Source organism: Streptomyces sp. NBC_01498 (assembly GCF_036327775.1).
Classification (GTDB): Bacteria; Actinomycetota; Actinomycetes; order Streptomycetales; family Streptomycetaceae; genus Streptomyces.
Map to the genome: position 1 here is coordinate 5,791,442 of NZ_CP109598.1, position 20,338 is coordinate 5,811,779.

Annotated in this window: 17 protein-coding genes; 8 read left to right on the forward strand and 9 right to left on the reverse strand. The window is 72.3% G+C overall.

The features are described from left to right. Positions 1-306: 306 nt before the first annotated feature. Together OG875_RS24670 and OG875_RS24675 are read left to right on the forward strand one after the other, a co-directional pair. The gene (locus tag OG875_RS24670) at positions 307-1,887 is read left to right on the forward strand and encodes a TROVE domain-containing protein (RefSeq protein ID WP_330176413.1); all 1,581 of its coding nucleotides are present in this window, start codon (positions 307-309) and stop codon (positions 1,885-1,887) included. 184 nt (positions 1,888-2,071) lie between these two features. Further along, a complete protein-coding gene (locus tag OG875_RS24675; RefSeq protein ID WP_037784015.1) occupies positions 2,072-2,299 on the forward strand; it encodes a hypothetical protein in 228 nt (75 codons plus the stop codon). A gap of 104 nt (positions 2,300-2,403) precedes the next feature. Here OG875_RS24675 and OG875_RS24680 read toward each other — a convergent pair whose 3' ends face one another. Next, positions 2,404-3,678, reverse strand: a complete 1,275-nt coding sequence (locus OG875_RS24680; RefSeq protein ID WP_330176414.1) for a TerD family protein — start codon at positions 3,676-3,678, stop codon at positions 2,404-2,406. Positions 3,679-3,839: 161 nt separating this feature from the next. Then, complete coding sequence (locus OG875_RS24685; RefSeq protein ID WP_330176415.1) at positions 3,840-4,664, reverse strand: NAD-dependent epimerase/dehydratase family protein; 825 nt, start codon at positions 4,662-4,664, stop codon at positions 3,840-3,842. 303 nt (positions 4,665-4,967) lie between these two features. Here OG875_RS24685 and OG875_RS24690 point away from each other — a divergent pair, with 303 nt between their 5' ends. Further along, positions 4,968-5,966, forward strand: coding sequence for a 5-dehydro-4-deoxyglucarate dehydratase (locus OG875_RS24690; protein ID WP_330176416.1), 999 nt, complete (start codon positions 4,968-4,970; stop codon positions 5,964-5,966). Beyond that, a complete protein-coding gene (locus OG875_RS24695) occupies positions 5,963-7,147 on the forward strand; it encodes a hypothetical protein (RefSeq protein WP_330176417.1) in 1,185 nt (394 codons plus the stop codon). The genes OG875_RS24690 and OG875_RS24695 overlap by 4 nt, the downstream gene beginning before the upstream one ends. A 36-nt stretch (positions 7,148-7,183) precedes the next feature. Here the strand turns inward: OG875_RS24695 and OG875_RS24700 are convergent, their stop codons facing one another. Both OG875_RS24700 and OG875_RS24705 read right to left on the reverse strand, forming a co-directional pair. After that, complete coding sequence (locus tag OG875_RS24700; protein ID WP_330176418.1) at positions 7,184-8,407, reverse strand: MFS transporter; 1,224 nt, start codon at positions 8,405-8,407, stop codon at positions 7,184-7,186. A gap of 71 nt (positions 8,408-8,478) precedes the next feature. Next, on the reverse strand, positions 8,479-9,249 hold the full coding sequence (locus OG875_RS24705; RefSeq protein ID WP_330176419.1) for an IclR family transcriptional regulator: 771 nt from the start codon (positions 9,247-9,249) through the stop codon (positions 8,479-8,481). Positions 9,250-9,398: 149 nt separating this feature from the next. Between OG875_RS24705 and OG875_RS24710 the strand changes: the two genes are divergently transcribed. The 4 genes from OG875_RS24710 to OG875_RS24725 all read left to right on the forward strand — a co-directional run bounded on the left by OG875_RS24710 (position 9,399) and on the right by OG875_RS24725 (position 15,189). Then, positions 9,399-10,943 carry an aldehyde dehydrogenase (NADP(+)) gene (locus tag OG875_RS24710; RefSeq protein ID WP_330176420.1) on the forward strand — a complete coding sequence of 515 codons (1,545 nt, stop codon included), beginning with the start codon at positions 9,399-9,401 and terminating at the stop codon, positions 10,941-10,943. Positions 10,944-11,141: 198 nt separating this feature from the next. Further along, entirely contained in the window at positions 11,142-13,196 is a 2,055-nt protein-coding gene (locus tag OG875_RS24715; RefSeq protein WP_330176421.1) for a translation factor GTPase family protein, read from the forward strand. Between the two features lie 130 nt (positions 13,197-13,326). Next, complete coding sequence (locus tag OG875_RS24720) at positions 13,327-14,052, forward strand: DsbA family oxidoreductase (RefSeq protein ID WP_330176422.1); 726 nt, start codon at positions 13,327-13,329, stop codon at positions 14,050-14,052. Positions 14,053-14,139: 87 nt separating this feature from the next. Beyond that, positions 14,140-15,189 (forward strand): aminotransferase class V-fold PLP-dependent enzyme, encoded by a 1,050-nt coding sequence (locus tag OG875_RS24725; RefSeq protein WP_330176423.1) that lies wholly within the window; start codon positions 14,140-14,142, stop codon positions 15,187-15,189. Between the two features lie 120 nt (positions 15,190-15,309). Here the strand turns inward: OG875_RS24725 and thpD are convergent, their stop codons facing one another. The 5 genes from thpD to OG875_RS24750 all read right to left on the reverse strand — a co-directional run bounded on the left by thpD (position 15,310) and on the right by OG875_RS24750 (position 20,265). Then, positions 15,310-16,206 carry an ectoine hydroxylase gene (thpD, locus tag OG875_RS24730; protein WP_330176424.1) on the reverse strand — a complete coding sequence of 299 codons (897 nt, stop codon included), beginning with the start codon at positions 16,204-16,206 and terminating at the stop codon, positions 15,310-15,312. A gap of 5 nt (positions 16,207-16,211) precedes the next feature. Beyond that, positions 16,212-16,610, reverse strand: a complete 399-nt coding sequence (locus tag OG875_RS24735; RefSeq protein WP_330176425.1) for an ectoine synthase — start codon at positions 16,608-16,610, stop codon at positions 16,212-16,214. Positions 16,611-16,868: 258 nt separating this feature from the next. Then, positions 16,869-18,137, reverse strand: coding sequence for a diaminobutyrate--2-oxoglutarate transaminase (ectB, locus tag OG875_RS24740; protein WP_330176426.1), 1,269 nt, complete (start codon positions 18,135-18,137; stop codon positions 16,869-16,871). Positions 18,138-18,196: 59 nt separating this feature from the next. Further along, positions 18,197-18,820, reverse strand: coding sequence for a diaminobutyrate acetyltransferase (ectA, locus tag OG875_RS24745; protein WP_330176427.1), 624 nt, complete (start codon positions 18,818-18,820; stop codon positions 18,197-18,199). 332 nt (positions 18,821-19,152) lie between these two features. Next, positions 19,153-20,265, reverse strand: a complete 1,113-nt coding sequence (locus OG875_RS24750) for a pyridoxal-phosphate-dependent aminotransferase family protein (RefSeq protein ID WP_330176428.1) — start codon at positions 20,263-20,265, stop codon at positions 19,153-19,155. Between the last annotated feature and the right edge of the window lie 73 nt (positions 20,266-20,338).

Here is a 20,338-nt window from a genome sequence, read left to right on the forward strand (position 1 = left end):
CTCCCGGACACGCCGTGCCCGCACGGCCGTTCACTGCGACGCCCGACAGGTGCCCCGAGGTTGCGCCTGCCGCGCGTCCCGTCGCCGCGCCCGTCGGAAAACCCGTGGCAGCGTGCCGAACTCCCCTCCTAAAGTCATGTCCGTCCAGGTGCGAAGACGGGACCTACTTCCACTCTTAATGGGGAGGCCGCAGGTTCGAGTCCTGCCATCGGCATTCGTGCCGGTGTAGCTCAGTCGGCAGAGCACCTATGTCGGTTCCGTCGCTCTTGATCTCTGGACACCTTTTCTGAATTCGGGGGAATTCTCATGGCGCGTTTCAACACCCGGCCTTCGGCGGTCCGCGGCACCTCGCCCGTCCGGTCGGTGGGCGCCACCACCCGGACCCATCAGGGCGGCACCGGACACGCGCGTGACGCGAAGTCCGAGCTGTTCCTGCTCGCCGTCGCCAACTTCGTCTCCCAGCAGACGTTTTACGAGACCGGGGACGACCGCGACAACCGCTTCGCCACCCTCGTACGGCATCTCGCCGTCGAGGATCCCGGGTGGACGGCCGGACTGCTGGGCTGGCTGCGCCGCGACGGGAACATGCGGACCGCCGCCCTTGCCGGAGCCGCCGAATACGTCAGGGCGCGTCTCGACCGGGGCGTGCCGACGGGCCCCTCGAACCGCCAGGTCGTGGATTCCGTCCTGCTGCGCGCCGACGAGCCCGGCGAAATGCTCGGTTACTGGACGTCGCGTTACGGCCGCCGGATTCCCCAGCCGGTCAGGCGGGGAACCGCCGACGCCGTACGGCGCCTCTACAGCGGAAAGTCGCTGCTGAAGTACGACACCGCGTCCAGGGCTTATCGATTCGGGGACATCCTCAATCTCACGCATGCCTCGCCGGACCCGGCGAAGGCGTGGCAGGGCGAGCTGTTCCGGTACGCGCTGGACCGCCGGCACCGCCCCGACAGCGCCGTGCCGCCCGCCTCGAACCGCACCCTCGTCGCGCACCGCGAGCTGATGGCGCTGCCCGTCGCCGGGCGGCGCGCGGTGCTCACGGCCCCCGGCGCCGCCGAGCGGCTGGCGGAGGCCGGCATGACCTGGGAGATGCTGGCGGGCTGGCTTCGGGGGCCGATGGACGCGGCGGCGTGGGAGGCCGTCATCCCGTCCATGGGGCCGATGGCGCTGCTGCGCAATCTGCGGAACTTCGACGAGGCCGGGGTGAGCGACGAGGTGGCCGACCGGGTCGCGGCGGAGCTGTCCGCCCCGGCGGTGGTCGCCCGGTCGCGGCAGTTCCCGTTCCGGTATCTCGCCGCGTACCGGCACGCGCCGTCGCTGCGCTGGTCCCACCCGCTGGAGCGGGCGCTCGGCCACTCGCTGGCCTGGGTGCCCGCGCTGCCGGGGCGGACGCTGATCCTGGTCGACCGCTCCGGTTCGATGTGGTCGCCCCTGTCGGACCGCTCGCGGCTCAACCGGGCCGACGCCGCCGCGATCTTCGGTACGGCGGTGGCGATGCGGGCCGCCGACGCCGATCTGGTCGAGTTCGGGTCGACCAGCGCCGAGGTGCCCCGGCGTCGGGGCGAGTCGGTGCTGAGGGTTCTGGAGCGCTTCGGCGATCTGGGGGGTACGGACACGACGGCGGCGGTGCGCAAGCACTACCGGCGCCACGACCGGGTGCTGATCGTCACCGACGAGCAGGCCGCCCACAGCCGTCACGGCGACCCGGCCGAGCAGGTCCCGGAGCACATACCCGTCTACACCTGGAACCTGGCGGGCCACCGGGCCGGGCACGGGCCCTCGGGCACCCGGAACCGGCACACCTTCGGGGGTCTCTCCGACGCGGCGTTCCGGATGGTGCCGCTGCTGGAGGCGGGCCGGGACGCGGACTGGCCGTGGGCGGGCTGACCGCCCGCCCGGCCGCCCGGCCCGCCGACCGGAGCCGCCCGGAGAGCCGGGCGGAAAGGCTGGTGGGGGGCCGGGTGGAGGGCAGTGAGGAGAGTCACGGGGTCACTGGGGAACGAGTGATCCCCGGGGCTCGTCGGTGGTCGGGCATGGCGCGCCGGGGGCCGTTGGGCGCATACTCCAGGTAATGACAAAGTCAGCCGGTTCCCGGCGCCACCTGCCGTCCAGTCCCTTCAACCGCCAAGGCCCGGCCTCGCCTCCGCCCGAGCACTTCGACGTGGGGGACCGTGTCTCCCATGACCAGTTCGGGCTGGGAAGAGTCATCGGAGTCGAGGGCGAGAACGCCGTGCTCATCGATTTCTCCGGGCGCCAGGGCCGTATCCTGAGCCCCTTCTCCAAACTGACCAAGCTCTGATTGCACGGGCCTCCGGGCCGCCGCGGTCCCCGTGACCGCGGCGGCCCGCACAGGTACGTCCCCGGCAGGTACGCCTCCGGAGGGCGCCGGTGTCCGGGCCCCGGTCAGAGAGCCTTGGCGGCGGGCTTGACCATGCCGCGGACCGTACGGGACTTCACGAACTCGCCGACGGCCGTCATCTCCCACTCGCCCGAGAACTGCCGGATCAGCTTCGCCATGATCACCCCGGTCTGGGGCTCCGCGCCGGTCAGGTCGAAGCGGACCAGTTCCTCACCGGTCCGCGCGTCCAGCAGCCGGCAGTACGCCTTGGCGACCTCGTTGAACTTCTGGCCGGTGAACGAGTTGACCGTGAACACCAGCCCGGTCGCCTCGGCCGGCAGACGCCCGAGGTCGACCACGATCGTCTCGTCGTCCCCCGCGCCCTCCCCGGTGAGATTGTCCCCGGAGTGCTTGACCGAACCGCCGAGGATGGCCAGTTTGCCGAAGTAGCAGCTGTCCAGATGGTTGCGGTTCGGCCCGTAGGCGATCACGGAGGCGTCGAGGTCGATGTCCTTGCCGCGGAAGGCCGGCTCCCAGCCGAGACCCATCTTGACCTGGCTCAGCAGCGGGGCGCCGCCCTTGACCAGGGACACCGTCTGGTTCTTCTGGAGGCTGACGCGGCCCTTGTCCAGGTTGATCTTCCCGGGCGCCTGCGGGGGTGCCGCCGGTGCCGGGGGAGCGGACGGCGGCACGGGGGCGGAGGGGGCGAGCGGGGCGGAGGGAGCGGCGATCCGGGGGTCGGCGACCGGTGCCGGGGGCGGTACGGGCGCGGCGGGCGCCACCGGCGCGGAGGGCGCGACCGGAGCCTGCGGGACGGCCGGGGCGGCGGGGGCCGCCGGCTCGTCGACCGAGACGCCGAAGTCGGTGGCGATGCCCGACAGCCCGTTCGCGTACCCCTGGCCGACGGCGCGCACCTTCCAGGCGCCGTTGCGCAGATAGACCTCCACGATCACGAGCGCGGTCTCCGCGCCCAGTTGCGGCGGGGTGAAGGTGGCGAGGACGCTGCCGTTGTCCGCGTCGCGGACGGTGGCCGTCGGCTCGATGCCCTGGAAGCTCTGGCCCGCCGCGTCCGGGCTGGCCGTGACGACGATCTTCTCGATGCCGGCCGGGACGGCCGAGGTGTCCACCACGATCGCGTCCGGGGCCGTACCGCCGCCGGGCCGGTAGGTCACCCCCGGGCCCGTCGGCTGGTTGTAGAAGATGAAGTCGTCGTCGGAGCGCACCTTGCCGTCGGCGGTGAGCAGCAGGCCCGATACGTCGAGCCGCGCCGGGGCGGCGACGTCCACCGCCACGCGGGTGGCGGAGAGAGGGATGTTCGAGCCGGGGGTCATAGCTGTCATGCCAGCCGTAACGAACGACCCCTCTTTGCCGTTCCCTTACCCTCCGTCCGCTCCCCCGGACGGGTCAACGCGACCGGGGGAGGGGCGAACCGGGGTGAACCGGCCGGCCGGGCGCGCACGCCCGACGGACGGGAGCGAGCCGGTCGGTCGGCCGCGCGGGTTCAGTACGGCCACTGCGGCGGGTCGGTGCAGAAGTGCCCGCCCAGATGGGCGTGGTCGGGGTTGTCCGGGTCCAGCTCGCCCTGTTCGGCGACGAGCTTGTCCGCGTACTGCTCGGAGTCGTCGCGAGGTTCGTAGCCGAGCGCCCGCGCCGACGAGAGGTCCCACCACAGGCGGGTGTTGGCGGAGGAGCCGTAGACGACGGAGTGCCCCACGCCGTCGGCCGTCAGCGCGGCGTGGAAGAGCCGCGCGCCGTCGCCGGGGCTCATCCACACCGACAGCATCCGTACGGAGGTCGGCTCCATGAAGCAGGACCCGATCCGGACGGAGACGGTCTCCAGCCCGTGCCGGTCCCAGTAGAGCTGCGCCAGATCCTCGCCGAAGCACTTGGAGAGGCCGTAGAACGTGTCGGGGCGGCGCGGGGTCCCGATCGGGATCAGCGCCTCCGAGTCGAGCGGGTACGCGCCCCGCGGCCGGGGTGTGAACCCGACGGTGTGGTTGCTGGACGCGAAGACCACCCGCGCGGTGCCCGCCTCGCGGGCCGCCTCGTAGAGGTTGTACGTCCCCTCGATGTTGGACCGCAGGATCTTGTCGAACGACGCCTCCAGCGAGATCCCCGCCAGATGGAGGATCGCGTCCACGCCCTCGACGGCCTCGCGCAGCGCCCCCTTGTCGCCGAGATCGGCCGTGATCGCGTCCGGCTCGCCCTCGATGGGGGTGGCGTCGAAGAGCCGGAGGGAGTACCCGTACGCGGGCAGCAGCCCCCGCATCAGGGTGCCGAGGCCGCCCGCCGCGCCGGTGAGCAGGACGGTTCGCGCTGGGGGCATGGGCGGATCTCCTCGGGACTGCCGGGGCGGACTACGACTCGGACACGGCACGGACCACGGACCTGTGATCTCTCAGATCCATGGACCGGATTCATATGCGTGGACGATCTGTGGACAAGCTAGGGAGCGTCGCGGCTCCCGGTCAAGTGTGGCGCGGGGGCGGGCGATCCGCCCGTGGGTTGCGGGTTTCCGTCTTGACCGGCGCCGCCGGGCTGCCCTAGCGTGGGCGTTGTTCAGAAATATGGACGCCGATCAGAATTGTGCACGAGTGTCTCCGCTCGCCGCACGGCCCAGGGAGCGCCAGTGACCTCAGCCCCGCTCGCCGCCCGCCTCACCCGAGTCGCCGGGCCGCTGTTCTTCCCCGTCACCGCGTACGGCCCCGGCGGCGCCCTCGACCTGGACGTGTTCCGCGCCCACGTCAGGAGCGGCGTCGACGCGGGAGCCGCCGCCGTCTTCGCCTGCTGCGGCACGGGCGAGTTCCACGCGCTCACCCCGGAGGAGTTCGGGGACTGCGTACGGGCGGCCGTCGAGGAGACCGCCGGGGAGGTCCCCGTCGTGGCGGGGGCCGGTTACGGTACGGCGCTCGCGATCCGGTACGCGGAGATCGCCGAGGCCGCCGGAGCCGACGGACTGCTCGCCATGCCGCCCTACCTGGTCGTCGCCGACCAGGAGGGACTGCTGCGCCACTACGCGGCGCTCGCCGCCGCCACCGGTCTGGAGATCATCGTCTACCAGCGCGACAACGCCGTCTTCACCCCGGAGACCGTCGTCGGACTCGCCCGGGTGGACGGCGTCATCGGCCTCAAGGACGGCCACGGCGACCTCGACCTGATGCAGCGCATCGTCAGCGCCGTACGCAGCGAGGAACCCGGCCGCGACTTCCTCTACTTCAACGGCCTGCCCACCGCCGAACTCACCGGCCTCGCCTACCGGGGCATCGGCGTCGACCTCTACTCCTCCGCCGTCTTCGCGTTCGCCCCCGAGATCGCCCTCGCCTTCCACCGCGCGCTCGCCTCGGGCGACGACACCACCGTGAACCGGCTCCTCGACGGCTTCTACCGGCCGCTGGTCGAACTGCGCGCGCGGGGACGGGGGTACGCGGTCTCCCTCGTCAAGGCGGGCGTCAGACTGCGCGGCCTCGACGTCGGCGAGGTCCGCACCCCGCTGAGCGAACCGCAGCCCGCGCACATCAAGGAACTCACCGAGATCGTCGAGCGCGGCCACGCGCTCCTCGGCGAGGGGGAAGCGGGCGGCGACGACGCGGCCCCGGGCTCTGCTACAGGCACGGGTGGCGGCGCGTGAGGGCCTCCGCGTTCCTCTACCCCTGGGACGTCGTGGGCGACCCCGACGCGCCCGCCCGCGTCGCCGACCTCGGCGTCCGGCAGGTGACCCTCGCCGCCGCCTACCACTCCACCCGGGCCCTCACCCCGCGCCACCCGCGCCACCGCGTGGTCACGGCCGAACACGCCGCCGTGCTCCACCCGTTGGACGAGGCGCACTGGGCGGACGCCGAGCTGCGCCCGTACGCCGCGGGCGACTGGGCCCCCGGCGACGCCTACGGCGAGGCGACCGCCGCCCTCGCCGACGCCGGACTCGACGTGCACACCTGGGTCGTCCTCGCCCACAACTCCCGGCTGGGCGCCGAGCATCCCGAGACCTCGGTGGTCAACGCGTACGGCGACCGCTACCCCTGGGCCCCCTGCGTCGCCCGGCCCGCCGTCCGTACCTATGTCGTGTCGCTCGCCGCCGAGTCGGCCGTACGGCCCGGCGCGTCGGGCACCGAACTCGAATCACTCGGCTGGTACGGGTTCGCGCATCTGCACGCCCACGACAAGACGGGCGGAGTGCCGCTCGGCGAGGCCGCGCAGTACCTGATGTCGCTCTGCTTCTGCTCGGTGTGCCGCGCCGGGTATCTGTCCCTCGGCCTGGACGCCGGTGAGCTGGCCGGCGCCGTCCGGCGCGCCCTGGAGCCCGTGTGGAGCGGCGCCCCGGGCCCCGGCGGCCGGACGGGCCGGCCCGCCGTCGAAGCGCTCCTCGGTACGGAGCTGGCCGCCGCGACCCTCAACTGGCGCGCCCGTACCGCCCGTACGCTCCAGGACGCCGCTGTCGCCGCCGTACGCGCGCGTGGCGGCCCCGGCTTCCAGGTGCTGCTGCACGCGGACCCCCACCCGCACCGCACCGGGGCCAACGCCGGGGTCGACCCCGCGCACGTCCTGGGCACGGCGGACGGTGTCGTCGTGCCGTGCACCGGGGGCGCGGCGGAGGCGATGCTGGCGCCGTTCGCCGCCCACCGCCGGGAATCCACCGTCCTGGCCGCCAACCTCACCGTCGTCTCGGGCATGGGCGGCAGCCCGCACACCCTCGCCGAGGACGCGGCGCACGCGCGCGCCCTCGGCGCCACCGAACTGCGGCTGTACCACGCGGGCCTGGCGTCCGACGCCGATCTGGCCGCCGTCGCGGCCGGGCTCTCCCGGCTCGGCTGAGGCCCGCCCGCCCGCTCCGGCCGGGGCCGTCCGTCCTCAGACCTCGGCCGGAGCTTCCCGGGGCGGCCTTCCGTAGAAGGTGAGGCCCGCCGCCGTCAGCAGACCGAGTACGCCGATGACCGGCAGCAGGACCGTGATGTCGACGAACGCGATGAGCCCCGCGCCGAGTGCGAGCGCCACCGCGTTCGGCACGTAGATCAGGGTGTTGGCGGTGGCGGCGGTCCGCCCGAGCACCGCGTCCGGCGTCTCGCGCTGCACCGCCGTCATCGCCGCGATCAGCACACACGGCAGTCCCACCCCGACCGCGACCGAGCTCGCCAGCACCACCGCGTCGTACGGCAGCGCCCGCAGCCCCACGGCGGCGGCGAAGAGCGCGACACCGCCGGCCGCGAACACCCGCTCCGACATCCGGCGCATCAGCGGCCCCGCCAGCAGGCCCAACGCGACCGACCCGGCGCCCTGGAGCGCGTAGAGCAGTCCGACGTACGTGGGCGCGTGCCCGAGTCCCGAGTCGACCACCGCGTAGATCGCCGCGCCGTTCAGACCGGCGAGCAGCATCGTGACCGAGCCCGCGAGGACCAGGGACCCGACGGCCGGCGAGTTCCGCAGCACCCGGACGCCCTCCATCGTCCCGGCGAGCCCACCGGCGGAACGGTCCCGTACCGGCTTCTCCTCCCGCACCCGCATCAGCGCGAAGAGACCGGCGGCCAGGGTGAACGTCAGTGCGTCGAGCAGTGCGACGGAGGCGCCTCCGTAGGCCGCGTACAGCCCCGCGCCCGCCAGCGGCGCGAGGAGCTTCATGCCCTCGTTGGCCGTCATCCGCAGCCCGTTGAAGTCACCGAGCAGCCGTTTGTCGATCGCCGTGGCCACGAGGGCCGCCTCGGCGGCGTCCTGGACGACACCGCTCACGCCGTACACGAACAGCACGGCGAACAGGATCCAGACCCGGTCCGCCGAGTCGACCAGGAGCAGCAGCGGCAGCAGCGCGGCCATGGCGAGATTGCAGAACACCAGCAGCGGTCTGCGCCGCCACCGGTCCGCGATCGCCCCCAGCACCGGTCCCACCAGCGTAGGCGCCCACATCGCGAAGACGGTCAGGGCCGCCAGACTGTCCGACCCGGTGAGCGACTTGACCCAGATACCGCCGGCCAGCCACATCGCCGACGTACCGAAACCCGACACCACCACACCGGAGAGATACAGTCCGGCGTTGCGGTCCCGCAGGACGGTGCCCGCGGTCCAGTTCTTCCCCATCCCCATCGGCCCATCCTGACACGGGCGAACCACCCGCCACAGGGCGGTTGTTGAACCCGCTTCCGGATCCCGGCGCCTCAGAGCCTGCGCGTGGCCAGCGTCAGCCGGTCGCGGGCGTCGAACAGCGCGTCCTTGATCATCTGCTCGTGCGCGGGCGTGAGCCGGGCGACCGGCACCGAGCAGCTGATCGCGTCGCGCGCCGGTGTGCGGTACGGGATCGCGATCCCGAAACAGCGCAGCCCGAGGGTGTTCTCCTCCCGGTCCACGGCGTACCCCTGCTCGCGGATCGTGGCCAGCTCCGCGAGGAGCGTCCCGCGGTCGGTGAGCGTGTGCTCGGTCAGCGGCGACAGCGTCTCCGGCAGCATCGCGCGCACCTGCTCGTCGCTGTACGTGGCCAGCAGCGCCTTGCCGAGCGAGGTGGAGTGCGCGGGCAGCCGGCGCCCGACCCGGGTGAAGGGGCGCAGATAGTGCTGCGACTGGCGGGTGGCGAGATAGACGACGTTCGTCCCGTCCAGCCGCGCCAGGTGGATCGTCTCCGTCGTGTCGTCGGACAGCCGGTCCAGGGTGGGGCGGGCGGCGGCCACCACCTCGTCACCGTCGATGTACGACGTGCCGACGAGCAGCGCCCGTACCCCGATGCCGTACCGCGTGCCCGTCGCGTCCGTCTCCACCCAGCCCAGGTCGACCAGGGTGCGCAGCAGCATGTAGAGACTGGACTTGGGATAGCCGACGGCCTCCTGCACCACGGCCAGCGAGTGCATACCGGGCCGGCCGGCGAAGTACTCCAGCAATTCCACCGTCCGCACAGCGGACTTGACCTGTGCACCGCCCGTTTCCGCAGCCGACATCGTCCCTCGCCCCTATCTTGACCACTCTTGACCACACAGAACGCACGGAAATAGAGTTCCCATGGATTCATCATCAGGAACTTTGTTCAGAATAACGAACAGGGCCTCGGTGGTGACAGCGGACGGCACAGCAAGGGAAGGAAGCCGCGGTGGCAGCAGCACCAGTCTGGAGCGTTGACCCCCGAACCGGGAAGCCGCGTGAGCAGGTCGCGGTCGAGGCGACGGCCGACGAGGTCGACCGCGGCGTACGGCGGGCCCACGCCACCCGTGCCGCGCTCGTCGACCGTACCGCGCGTGCGGCGCTCCTGCGGACGGCGGCCGACCTCCTGGACGAGTCCCGCGCCTACCTCATCGAGGCGGCCGACGCCGAGACGGCGCTCGGACCCGTCCGGCTCACCGGCGAACTCGCCCGCACCACCGCCCAGTTGAGGGCATTCGCCGAGGTCGTGGACGAGGGCTCCTTCCTCGACGTACGGATCGACCACGCCGACGGCGACCGCACCCCGCCCTGGCCCGACCTGCGGCGCTGGAAGGTGCCGCTCGGCGTCGTCGCGGTCTACGCGGCGAGCAACTTCCCCTTCGCCTTCTCCGTCCCCGGCGGCGACACCGCCAGCGCGCTCGCCGCCGGCTGCCCCGTGGTCGTCAAGGCCCACCCCGACCACCCCGCCACCTCCGAGATCTGCGCCGCCACACTGCGCCGGGCGGCGGCGCGGGCCGGACTCGACGAGGACGTGGTCGTCCTCGTGCACGGCTTCGACGCCGGGGTGGAACTGGTCCGGCACCCGCTGGTCTCCGGCGCCGGCTTCACCGGCTCCGTACGCGGCGGACGCGCCCTCTTCGACGCGGCGGCGGCCCGCCCCGCCCCCATCCCCTTCCACGGCGAACTCGGCTCGCTCAACCCCGTCGTCATCACCGGGGCAGCCGCGGCCGAACGCGCCGAACAGCTCGGCACCGGCCTCGCCGGATCGATGACGCTCGGCGCGGGACAGTTCTGCACCAAGCCCGGTTTCGTCCTCGTCCCGGCGGGCGACGCGGGCGACAGCCTGCTCACCTCCCTCACCAAGGCCGTCAGCGACACCGAGCCCGACGTCATGCTCGACCACCGGATGCGGGACGCCTTCGTCGCGGGCGTCCGCGAACGGGCCGCGCTGCCCGACGTGACGGCCCCGATCACCCCCGGCGCCGGCGGCGAGCACACCGTCAGCGCCGGCTATCTGACCGTCCCCGCCGCCCGGCTCGCCGCCGACGGACCCCACGACCTCCTGCTGGAGGAGTGCTTCGGCCCCGTCACGGTCGTCGCGCGCTACGGCTCCGACACCGAGATCGCCGCCGTCCTGTCCCGCCTCCCCGGCAACCTCACCGCCACCCTGCACCTCGCCGACGGCGAGGCCGAGGACCCGGACTCCGGCGCCGGGCGCCTGCTCGCCGACCTGACGCCCCTCGCGGGCCGCGTCCTCGTCAACGGCTGGCCCACCGGCGTCGCCGTCGCCCCCGCCCAGCAGCACGGCGGCCCCTACCCCGCCTCCACCTCCACGTCGACCTCCGTCGGCGCCACCGCCGTCGAACGCTGGCTGCGCCCCGTCACCTACCAGTCCACGCCCGTTGCCCTGCTCCCGCCGGAGCTGCGCGACGACAACCCGGCGGGCCTGCCCCGCCGCGTCGACGGCCACGCGGAGCCGGGCACCGCGTCGTAACCCCGCCCCGTCCGGGCCATTCACCCCGGCGCGCCCGGCAATTCGTTTGCCGGGCACGCCGGGGTTTGCTGTAATCCCCGACGTCGGCCGACCCCGTCGGCCCGTACCCGCCCAGCAGTCGAGGAGCCGTCATGAACCGAGCGTCGATGTCCGTTCAGCAGAAGGGAACTCCCGCCTATTCAAAGGACATGACGCTCGGTGAGTACGCTCAACCTCGGCATTCTGGCGCACGTCGACGCAGGTAAGACCAGCCTGACGGAACGGCTGCTGTACGCAGCCGGAGTCATCGACCGGATCGGCCGCGTCGACGACGGGGACACCCGGACCGATTCGCTGGCCCTGGAACGACGGCGCGGCATCACCATCAAGTCCGCCGTCGTGTCGTTCACCCTCGGCGACATCACCGTCAACCTGATCGACACCCCCGGCCACCCCGATTTCATCGCCGAGGTGGAGAGGGTGCTCAGCGTCCTCGACGGCGCCGTCCTCGTCGTGTCGGCCGTCGAAGGCGTCCAGGCGCAGACCCGCGTCCTGATGCGCACGCTCCGCCGGCTGGGCATCCCCACGCTGATCTTCGTCAACAAGATCGACCGGACCGGGGCCCGCCACGACGACCTGCTGCGCGAACTCGCGGCGAAACTGACGCCCGCGGTCGTCCCGATGGGCACGGTCCGCCGCCCCGGCACGCGCGACGCGGCGTTCCTGCCGTACGGCGCGACCGACCCGGCCTTCGCCCCGACCGGCCCGGTGGCCGAACGGCTGGCCGAGCAGGACGACGCGTTCCTGGCCGCGTACGTCGAGAACCCGGCCCGGCTCACGTACGGCCGGCTCCGCCGTGAACTGGCCGCGCGGACCCGGCAGGCGCTGATCCACCCGGTCTTCTCCGGCTCCGCCATCTCCGGCGCGGGCGTGGACACCCTCACCCGGGGCATCCGCGAATTCCTGCCCGCCACGGCGGACGACGAACGGGGCCCGGCCGCGGGCACCGTCTTCAAGGTCGAACGCGGCCCGGCGGGCGAGAAGATCGCCTACGTACGGATGTTCTCCGGGGCGCTGCGCGTACGGGACCGGCTGCCGGCCGGTGACGGTGACGGCGACACGGGCAGGATCACCGCCATCGGCGTCTTCGAGGACGGCGGCACGGTGCGCCGCGCGTCGGTGGGCGCGGGCCGTATCGGCACCCTCCGGGGGCTCGGCGGCATCCGGATCGGCGACGTCATCGGCGACCCGGCCGCGGCCCCCGCCGCCCGCCGGCACTTCTCGCCGCCCACGCTGGAGACGGTCGTCGTCCCGGGCGAGGGCACCGACACGGGTGCGCTGCACACCGCGCTCACCCAGCTCGCCGAACAGGACCCGCTGATCAATCTCCGCCAGGACGAGATCCGGCGGGAACTGTCCGTCTCGCTCTACGGCGAGGTGCAGAAGGAGGTCATCCAGGCCACGCTCGCCGACGAGTACGGCGTGGACGTCACGTTCCGCGAGACGACGACCATCTGCGTCGAACGGCTCACCGGTACGGGAAACGCCGTCGAGGTCATGGGCAAGGAACCCAACCCGTTCCTCGCGACCGTCGGACTACGGGTCGGGCCCGCCGCGCCCGGCAGCGGCGTCGGCTTCACGCTGGAGGTCGAACTCGGCTCCATGCCGTACGCGTTCATGAAAGCCATCGAGGACACCGTGCGCGCCACCCTGAACGAAGGGCTGTACGGCTGGGCGGTCCCCGACTGCGCGGTGGTGCTGACCCGCTGCGGCTACGCGCCCCGCCAGAGCCACGCCCACGGCACGTTCGACAAGAGCATGTCCAGCACGGGCGGCGACTTCCGGCTGCTGACCCCGCTGGTGCTGATGGCCGCCCTCAAGGACGCGGGCACGGTCGTCTGCGAACCGATGCACCACTTCCGCCTCGACGTCCCGGCGGACACCTTCGGCACGGTCCTGCCCGCCCTGGCCCGCCGCCGCGCGGTGCCCCACACCCCGTCGGCACACGGCCGGTCGTACGTGGTGGAGGGTGAGATCCCGGCGGCCGAGATCCACGCGCTGGAACAGCAGCTCCCGGCACTGACCGGCGGCGAGGGCGCCCTGGAGGCGTCCTTCGCCCACCACCGGCCGGTGGTGGGCGACTTCCCGACCCGCGCCCGCACCGACCACGACCCGCTGAACCGCAAGGAGTACCTGCTGGGCGTGGTCCGCCGGGTCCCGACGGGAGCGCCGGACACCCGCCGGCCGCCGGGGGCCGATCCCCGGCACGGCTGACGCGGGTCAGGGTCGTGAGGGGCGTCATGCCGCCGGGTGGTGTGGGCGGGAATGGGGTGCCGGGCCGACGGGTTGTGGTGAGGAGCGGAGGGTGGCTCCGCACCGGCCCGGCCTGGAGAGAAGCAGACACATGCGTGTGGAGATCTGGAGCGACATCGCCTGTCCCTGGTGCTACATCGGCAAGGCGCGGTTCGAGAAGGGGCTCGCCGGCTTCGCCCATCGGGACGGGGTCGAGGTGGTGCACCGGTCCTTCGAGCTGGATCCCGGACATGCCAAGGGCGAGGTCGCCCCGGTGGTCGACATGCTCGCCGCGAAGTTCGGGCGGTCCCGGGAGGAAGCCCTGGCGATGGAGGAGCAGGTCGCCTCGCACGCCCGCTCGGAGGGGCTGGGGTACCGCGTCGGTGACCGGGACCACGGCAGCACCTTCGACATCCACCGGGTGCTGCACCTGGCCAAGGCCCGGGGGCTCCAGGACGAGCTGCTGGAGGTCGTCTACCGGGCCAACTTCGCCGAGGAGCGCTCGGTGTACGACCCGGGGACGCTGGTCGACCTCGCCGTGGAGGCCGGGCTGGACGCGGACGAGGTGCGGGGAGTCCTCGCGGACCCCGGCGCGTACGCCGACGACGTACGCGCCGACGAGCGCGAGGCCGCCGAACTCGGCGCGAACGGGGTGCCGTTCTTCGTCCTGGACCGTCGTTACGGTGTCTCCGGCGGGCAGCCCGCCGAGGTCTTCACCCAGGCGCTGGAGCAGGCGTGGCAGGGGCGCGTCCTCACACCTCTCGCGACCGACGACTCCGGCGCCACCTGTGACTCCGACGCCGCCTGCGCGGTCCCCGGTACGCACACCCACGCGTAGCCGGACACCCATGCATAAGCGTTCCTTGGGCCAACCCCCGGAAAAGACGTGATTGACGGGGGAGCGCAGGGGTCCCAGGGTGAGCACATGGACACTTTGGGCGGTGCCGAGTTCGCGCCGGAGACGACGTATCTGAACACCTCCAGCTGCGGTCTGCTGCCGGGCCGGGCCGTCGAGGCCGTACGGACCCTGGCCGCCGAGAGCGCCAAGGGCCGGCGGGACGGCGCGGGCAGCTTCGACTCGGTGACCGCGGCCCGCGCCTCGTACGCCCGGCTCGTCGGGGTTCCCGCCGAGCGCGTCGCCGTCGGCCACGCGGTGGCGGTCCATGTCGGACTGATCGCGGGATCGCTGGCACCGGGCAGTGAAGTCCTCATGGCGGAGGGGGAGTTCAGCTCCGTCGTCACCCCCTTCGCGGTGCGCGGCGATCTCAGGCCGCGCTACGTGCCGCTGGAGAAACTGGCCGACGAGGTACGCCCGGAGACCGCGCTGGTCGCCGTCTCCGCCGTGCAGTCCGCCGACGGCCGGATCGCCGACCTGCCGGCGCTGCGGGCCGCGACCTCGGCGCACGGCGCCCGTACGCTGCTCGACACCACCCAGGCGGCGGGGTGGCTGCCCGTCGAGGCGGGGGCGTACGACTACACCGTCGCCGGCGGCTACAAGTTCCTGGTGAGCCCGCGCGGCACGTCGTTCCTGACCGTGACCGAGGAGGCGCAGGAAGGGCTGGTGCCGCTGCACGCCGGCTGGGTCGCGGGCGAGGACATCTGGGCGAGCACGTACGGCCCGGTCGAGCGCCTGGCCCACTCGGCACGGCGGTTCGACGAGCCGGTGGCGTTCCTCGCCTACCACGGGGCCGAACAGTCCCTGGCCCTGCTGGAGGAGATCGGCGTCGAGCGGATCCGGACCCATGTCGTCGCGCTCGCCGACCGTTTCCGGGCGGGCCTGGTCTCCCTCGGGCACGAGCCGGTCGCCGCCGACGGGTCCACCGTCGTCGCCGTGGCGGGCCTGGGAGACCGGGAGGCCCGGCTGGCGGAGGCGGGCGTGGAGGTCTCCGTCCGGGCGGGCAATCTGCGCGCCGCCTTCCACCTCTACAACTCGGCGGCGGACGTGGACCGCGCGCTGGACGTCCTCGCGGGGTGAGGAACGGAGGGTGAGGAACACCGGGTGGGGAACGCGGAGGCGGGGCCGGGGTGCGTACACCCGGCCCCGCCTCCGCGTCACTCACCACCGGCTCACGCCGCCCCGCTTGCGCCTGGAACCTCAGCGCACCGGCGTGAAGTCCCGCGCGCCGATGAACGACGGCCGGGGCGCGGGCGCCGCGAACGGCTCCACCGCCGCGTTCTCCACACTGTTGAACACGATGAAGACGTTGCTGCGCGGGAACGGGGTGATGTTGTCGCCGGACCCGTGCATGCAGTTGCAGTCGAACCAGGTCGCCGAACCGGCCTTGCCCGTGAAGAGTTTGATGCCGTGCTGCCCGGCCAGGGCGGTGAGCGCCTCGTCCGACGGCGTTCCCGCGTCCTGCATCTTCAGCGACTGCTTGTAGTTGTCCGCCGGCGTCTCGCCCGCGCAGCCCAGGAAGGTCTTGTGCGACCCGGGCATGATCATCAGACCGCCGTTGGTGTCGAAGTTCTCGGTCAGCGCGATCGACACGGAGATGGTCCGCATGTTCGGCAGTCCGTCCTCGGCGTGCCAGGTCTCGAAGTCCGAGTGCCAGTAGAAGCCCGAGGCGCCGAAGCCCGGCTTCACGTTGATACGGGACTGGTGGACGTACACGTCCGAGCCGAGGATCTGCCGGGCCCGGCCCACCACGCGTTCGTCGCGCACCAGTTCGGCGAAGATCCGGCTGAGCTTGTGGACCTCGAACACCGACCGTACGTCCTGGGACTTGGGCTCGATGATCGAGCGCTCGTCCGCCCGGATGTCGGGGTCGGCGATCAGCCGGTCGAGTTCGTCGCGGTAGCGCGCCACCTCGTCGGGGCCGATGAGCTGGTCGACGCTGAGGAAGCCGTCCCGCTCCAGGCCCTGGAGGGCGGCCGGGTCGACCGGGCCGGGGGTGCCGGGCGGCGACCAGACGACGGGGTCCTGACGCGGGGTGGTCACCTCACCCACGCCACGGGTCGGGTACAGGTCGGTACGTGCGGGGGCGGTGGTCATGGGGGTCAGCCCTCCTCGGTCAGCAGCGGATAGACGCCGTTCTCGTCGTGGTCCTCCCGGCCTGTCACCGGGGGGTTGAAGACACAGACACAGCGGAAGTCGGTCTTGGGCCGGAGCGTGTGCTTCTCGTGCCCGTCGAGCAGATACATCGTGCCGGGGGAGATCCAGTGGGTCTCGCCCGTGTCGTCGTTGGTGAGTTCGGCCTCGCCGTCCACACACAGCACGGCCTCGACGTGGTTCGCGTACCACATCGACGTCTCGGTACCCGCGTAGAGCACGGTCTCGTGCAGGGAGAAGCCGACCCTCTCCTGGGCGAGCACGATGCGCTTGCTCTCCCATGTGCCCGACGCGGACCTCACATGACGGTCGGTGTTCTCGATGTCCTTGAACGATCGCACGATCACGGTGAATAGGACCCTTCTGTGGTGCGGTGCTGTGGTGCGGTGCTGTGGTGCGGTGCTGTGGTGCGGTGCCCTCTACGGGTGCCCCGGTCGTCCCGGAATCAGACCCCCGGGGACCCCGCGGGCCCCGTCCGGAGGACAGGCCCGCGAGGGCGGATCCCGAGGGATCGGTCGGTTGCTGGGAGTCTCGGGCGGTCATCGGCCGGTCGTGGGGTGGGGGTCGGGTGCCGGTCGCCGGGTGGCGTCACGGTCCGGTGGTCGTCAGGCGGTCTCGCGTACGGCGCGGGCCAGGGTGCGCAGACCCTCGTCCAGCTCGTCCGGGGTGATGGTCAGCGCCGGGAGGAGCTTGACGACCTCGCTCTCCGGGCCCGAGGTCTCCAGCAGGAGCCCCAGCTCGAAGGCGCGGCGGCAGACCGCGGTGGCACGCGGCTTGTCCTGGAACTCCATGCCCCAGACCAGGCCCCGGCCCCGGAAGCCCACGCTGTCCGGCTCGCACTCCTCCACGATGGCCAGCAGCGCGCGCTCGATCTGGTCGGCGCGGGCCAGGGTCTGCTTCTCCATCTGGCCGTCGGCCCAGTACGTGTTCAGCGCGGCGGCGGCCGTCACGAAGGCCGGGTTGTTGCCGCGGAACGTCCCGTTGTGCTCACCGGGCTCCCAGATGTCCAGCTCCGGCTTGAAGAGCGTCAGCGACATCGGCAGGCCGTAGCCGCTGATGGACTTCGACAGGGTGACGATGTCGGGGGTGATGCCCGCCTCCTCGAAGGAGAAGAACCCACCGGTCCGTCCGCAGCCCATCTGGATGTCGTCCACGATGAGCAGCATGTCCTGGCGCTCGCACAGCTCGGCCAGCGCGCGCAGCCACTCGGCGCGGGCGACGTTGATGCCGCCCTCGCCCTGGACGGTCTCCACGATGACGGCGGCGGGCTTGTTGAGCCCGGAGCCCTGGTCGCCGAGCAGCCGCTCGAACCACAGGAAGTCCGGGACCTGCCCGTCGAAGTAGTTGTCGAACGGCATCGGCGTGCCGTGCACCAGCGGGATACCCGCCCCGGCGCGCTTGAAGGCGTTGCCGGTGACGGCGAGCGAGCCCAGCGACATCCCGTGGAAGGCGTTCGTGAAGGACACGATCGCCTCGCGGTTCTTCACCTTGCGGGCCAGCTTGAGCGCCGCCTCGACGGCGTTGGTGCCGGTGGGGCCGGGGAACATCACCTTGTACGGCAGGTCCCTGGGCCGCAGCACCACGTTCTGGAAGGACTCCAGGAACGCGCGTTTCGCGGTGGTCGCCATGTCCAGGCCGTGGGTGATGCCGTCGCGCTCGATGTAGTCGATCAGCGCGCGTTTCAGTACGGGGTTGTTGTGCCCGTAGTTGAGCGAACCGGCACCGGCGAAGAAGTCCAGGTAGCTGTGGCCGTCCTCGTCGGTGAGGCGGCTGCCCTGCGCGCGGTCGAACACGGCCGGCCAGCCCCGGCAGTAGCTGCGTACCTCGGATTCCAGGGTCTCGAAGACACTGAGGACAGGCGGGGTGATGGTCACGGGGATCTCCTGAAGGGTGAGGGGAGAGGCGTGCGGTGGGGTGGGGTGGAGGGTGCCGCTCAGGTCGTGAGCGGGCCGATCCGGTACAGCACCTCGGGCTGGTGCCCGCCGTCGGGGAAGAGATCCCCGTCGAAGAGCACCTCGCGCTCCAGGGTCGCGCCGTGACGCTCGGAGAAGGCGTGGAACATACGGTCCGACGCGGTGTTGTCGGGCGTGACGGTCGTCTCGATCGAGACGATCCCCCGCTCCTCGGTGACCCGCCTGGTGAGCGCGTCGAGAAGGGTGCCGGCGAGGCCCATGCCCCGGTGGGAGCGGTCGACGGCCACCTGCCAGACGACCAGGACCTCGGGGCGCTCGGGGCGGACGTAGCCCGTGACGAAGCCGACGGGGGTTCCGCCGGGGCCGGTGGACCCGTCCGCGCCGCGGGGCCCGGCCCCTTCGGCGGCCGGGTCCGTTCTGTCGGCCCGGGAGGCCCCGGCCGTGGTGTCGCGGGCCACGACGGAGGTCGCGGCGAAGTCACGACACCACAGCAGATAGCTGTAGGAGGAGTTCAGGTCCAGGACCTCGGAGTCGCGGGCGATGCGCCAGAGCGCGGCTCCGTCCTCCACTCGGGGGGCATCGATCGTGAGGGATCGCGTGAATTCGCTTCGGACACCTGCAAGGTCTGCTTGGGCGGCAGTCATGTCTATTGAATTTACCCAGCCAATTCAGAAATCGCATCGTCGGCAGGGGTTGGGGGCGGCCCCGCCCTGTGTTATCACGCGGGCGTGGACGTCGCACGGCAGCGGGGGTATTCGGGTGGTTTGACCGTGTCATTCTGGGCATGTCGGGCCACCTTGTGTACTCGGTCACATATGCGTAACGCTCTCGACCCCGGCCTGAATTATGGGGTCGCCCGCCGCCGAAACCTCCGTGTTTAAGGGCGGCGGGAGTGGGCAGACGAATGCGGGAAGCCGGGTGGGTAAGAATTCATTTCGCTATTCCCGCATTCCCGGACCGAAACCGCCCGCGCTATTCAGGATGCGAGGCCGGCCCAACTGCCGGACACTGCTTTCTCCGCCGCCGCCGGATTCACCCGCGCACCCCTTCCGGCGAGCGCGGCGCCCAGCGCCGCGAGCGAGGACCGCACCGCCCCGGGAGTGGCGGCGGCGCCGTAGTGGTTGACCCGGATCATCTCCGCGGACAGCGCCCCGCCCCCGGCGATCAGCGGCAGCGACGGATCGGCCGCCAGGGCCTCGGCGACCAGGGCGGCGGCGTCCACCCCCTCGGGGGTGCGCAGCGTCGTGGCGACGGGCGCGGCGTCCCGCGCGGAGTACACGAACGGCTCAAGGCCCCCGCCGAGCGCGAGCGCCCCCGCGCGCGTCGCCGCGGCGGCCGACGCGTGTACCGCCGTCCGGGTGACGAGGCCCTCCGCCTCGATACGTTCCAGGCAGGCGTCCAGGGCGAGCATCTCCAGCTGCGCCGGCGCGTGCGGCAGCGCGGCGCGCCCGGTGTCGATCCAGCGCTCCTTCCAGTCGAGGAGCGAGAGGTACGAGCGGCGCGGCGCCCCCGGATTCGCGGCCATCCGCTCCCACGCGCGGGCGCTCACCGACACGGCGGAGACCCCGGCGGGCCCGCCCATGGCCTTCTGCGCGCCGATCACGCACAGGTCGACGCCCCAGGCGTCGGGCAGCAGCGGTTCCGCCGCCACGGACGCCACCGCGTCCAGCATGAACAGGGCGCCGTGGGCGCGGACGGCCTCGCCGATCTCGGCCACCGGGTTGGTGTTGCCGGTGGCCGCCTCGGCGTGGACCAGCGACACGAAGTCGATCTCCGGGTGCTCCGCCAGCGCGCGCTCGACCTGCTCGGCCGAGGCCGCCGCGTGGAAGGGCACCTCCAGGTCCACGACCGTCGCCCCGCAGTCGCGGAGCCAGTTGCCGAAGGTCTGGCCGTACGGGCCCGTGACGACGTTCAGCGCGGTCGAACCGGCACGGGCGCCACCGCGGACACAGCCCTCCAGAGGAAGCAGCGCCTCGCCCTGCGTGATCACCACGTCCTGCTCGGTGTCGAGCAGGGCGGCCACCCGCCGCTCGACGGCCGCGAAGTCGGCGGGAGTGAGGGGGGCGAGGTCAAGCAGCGGATGGGTCACGGTCGGTGCGCTCTCTTCGGGTCGTCGGCGGCCGGTCACCGGCCGCACAAGTACGGGGGCGGAAGGCCGCTCG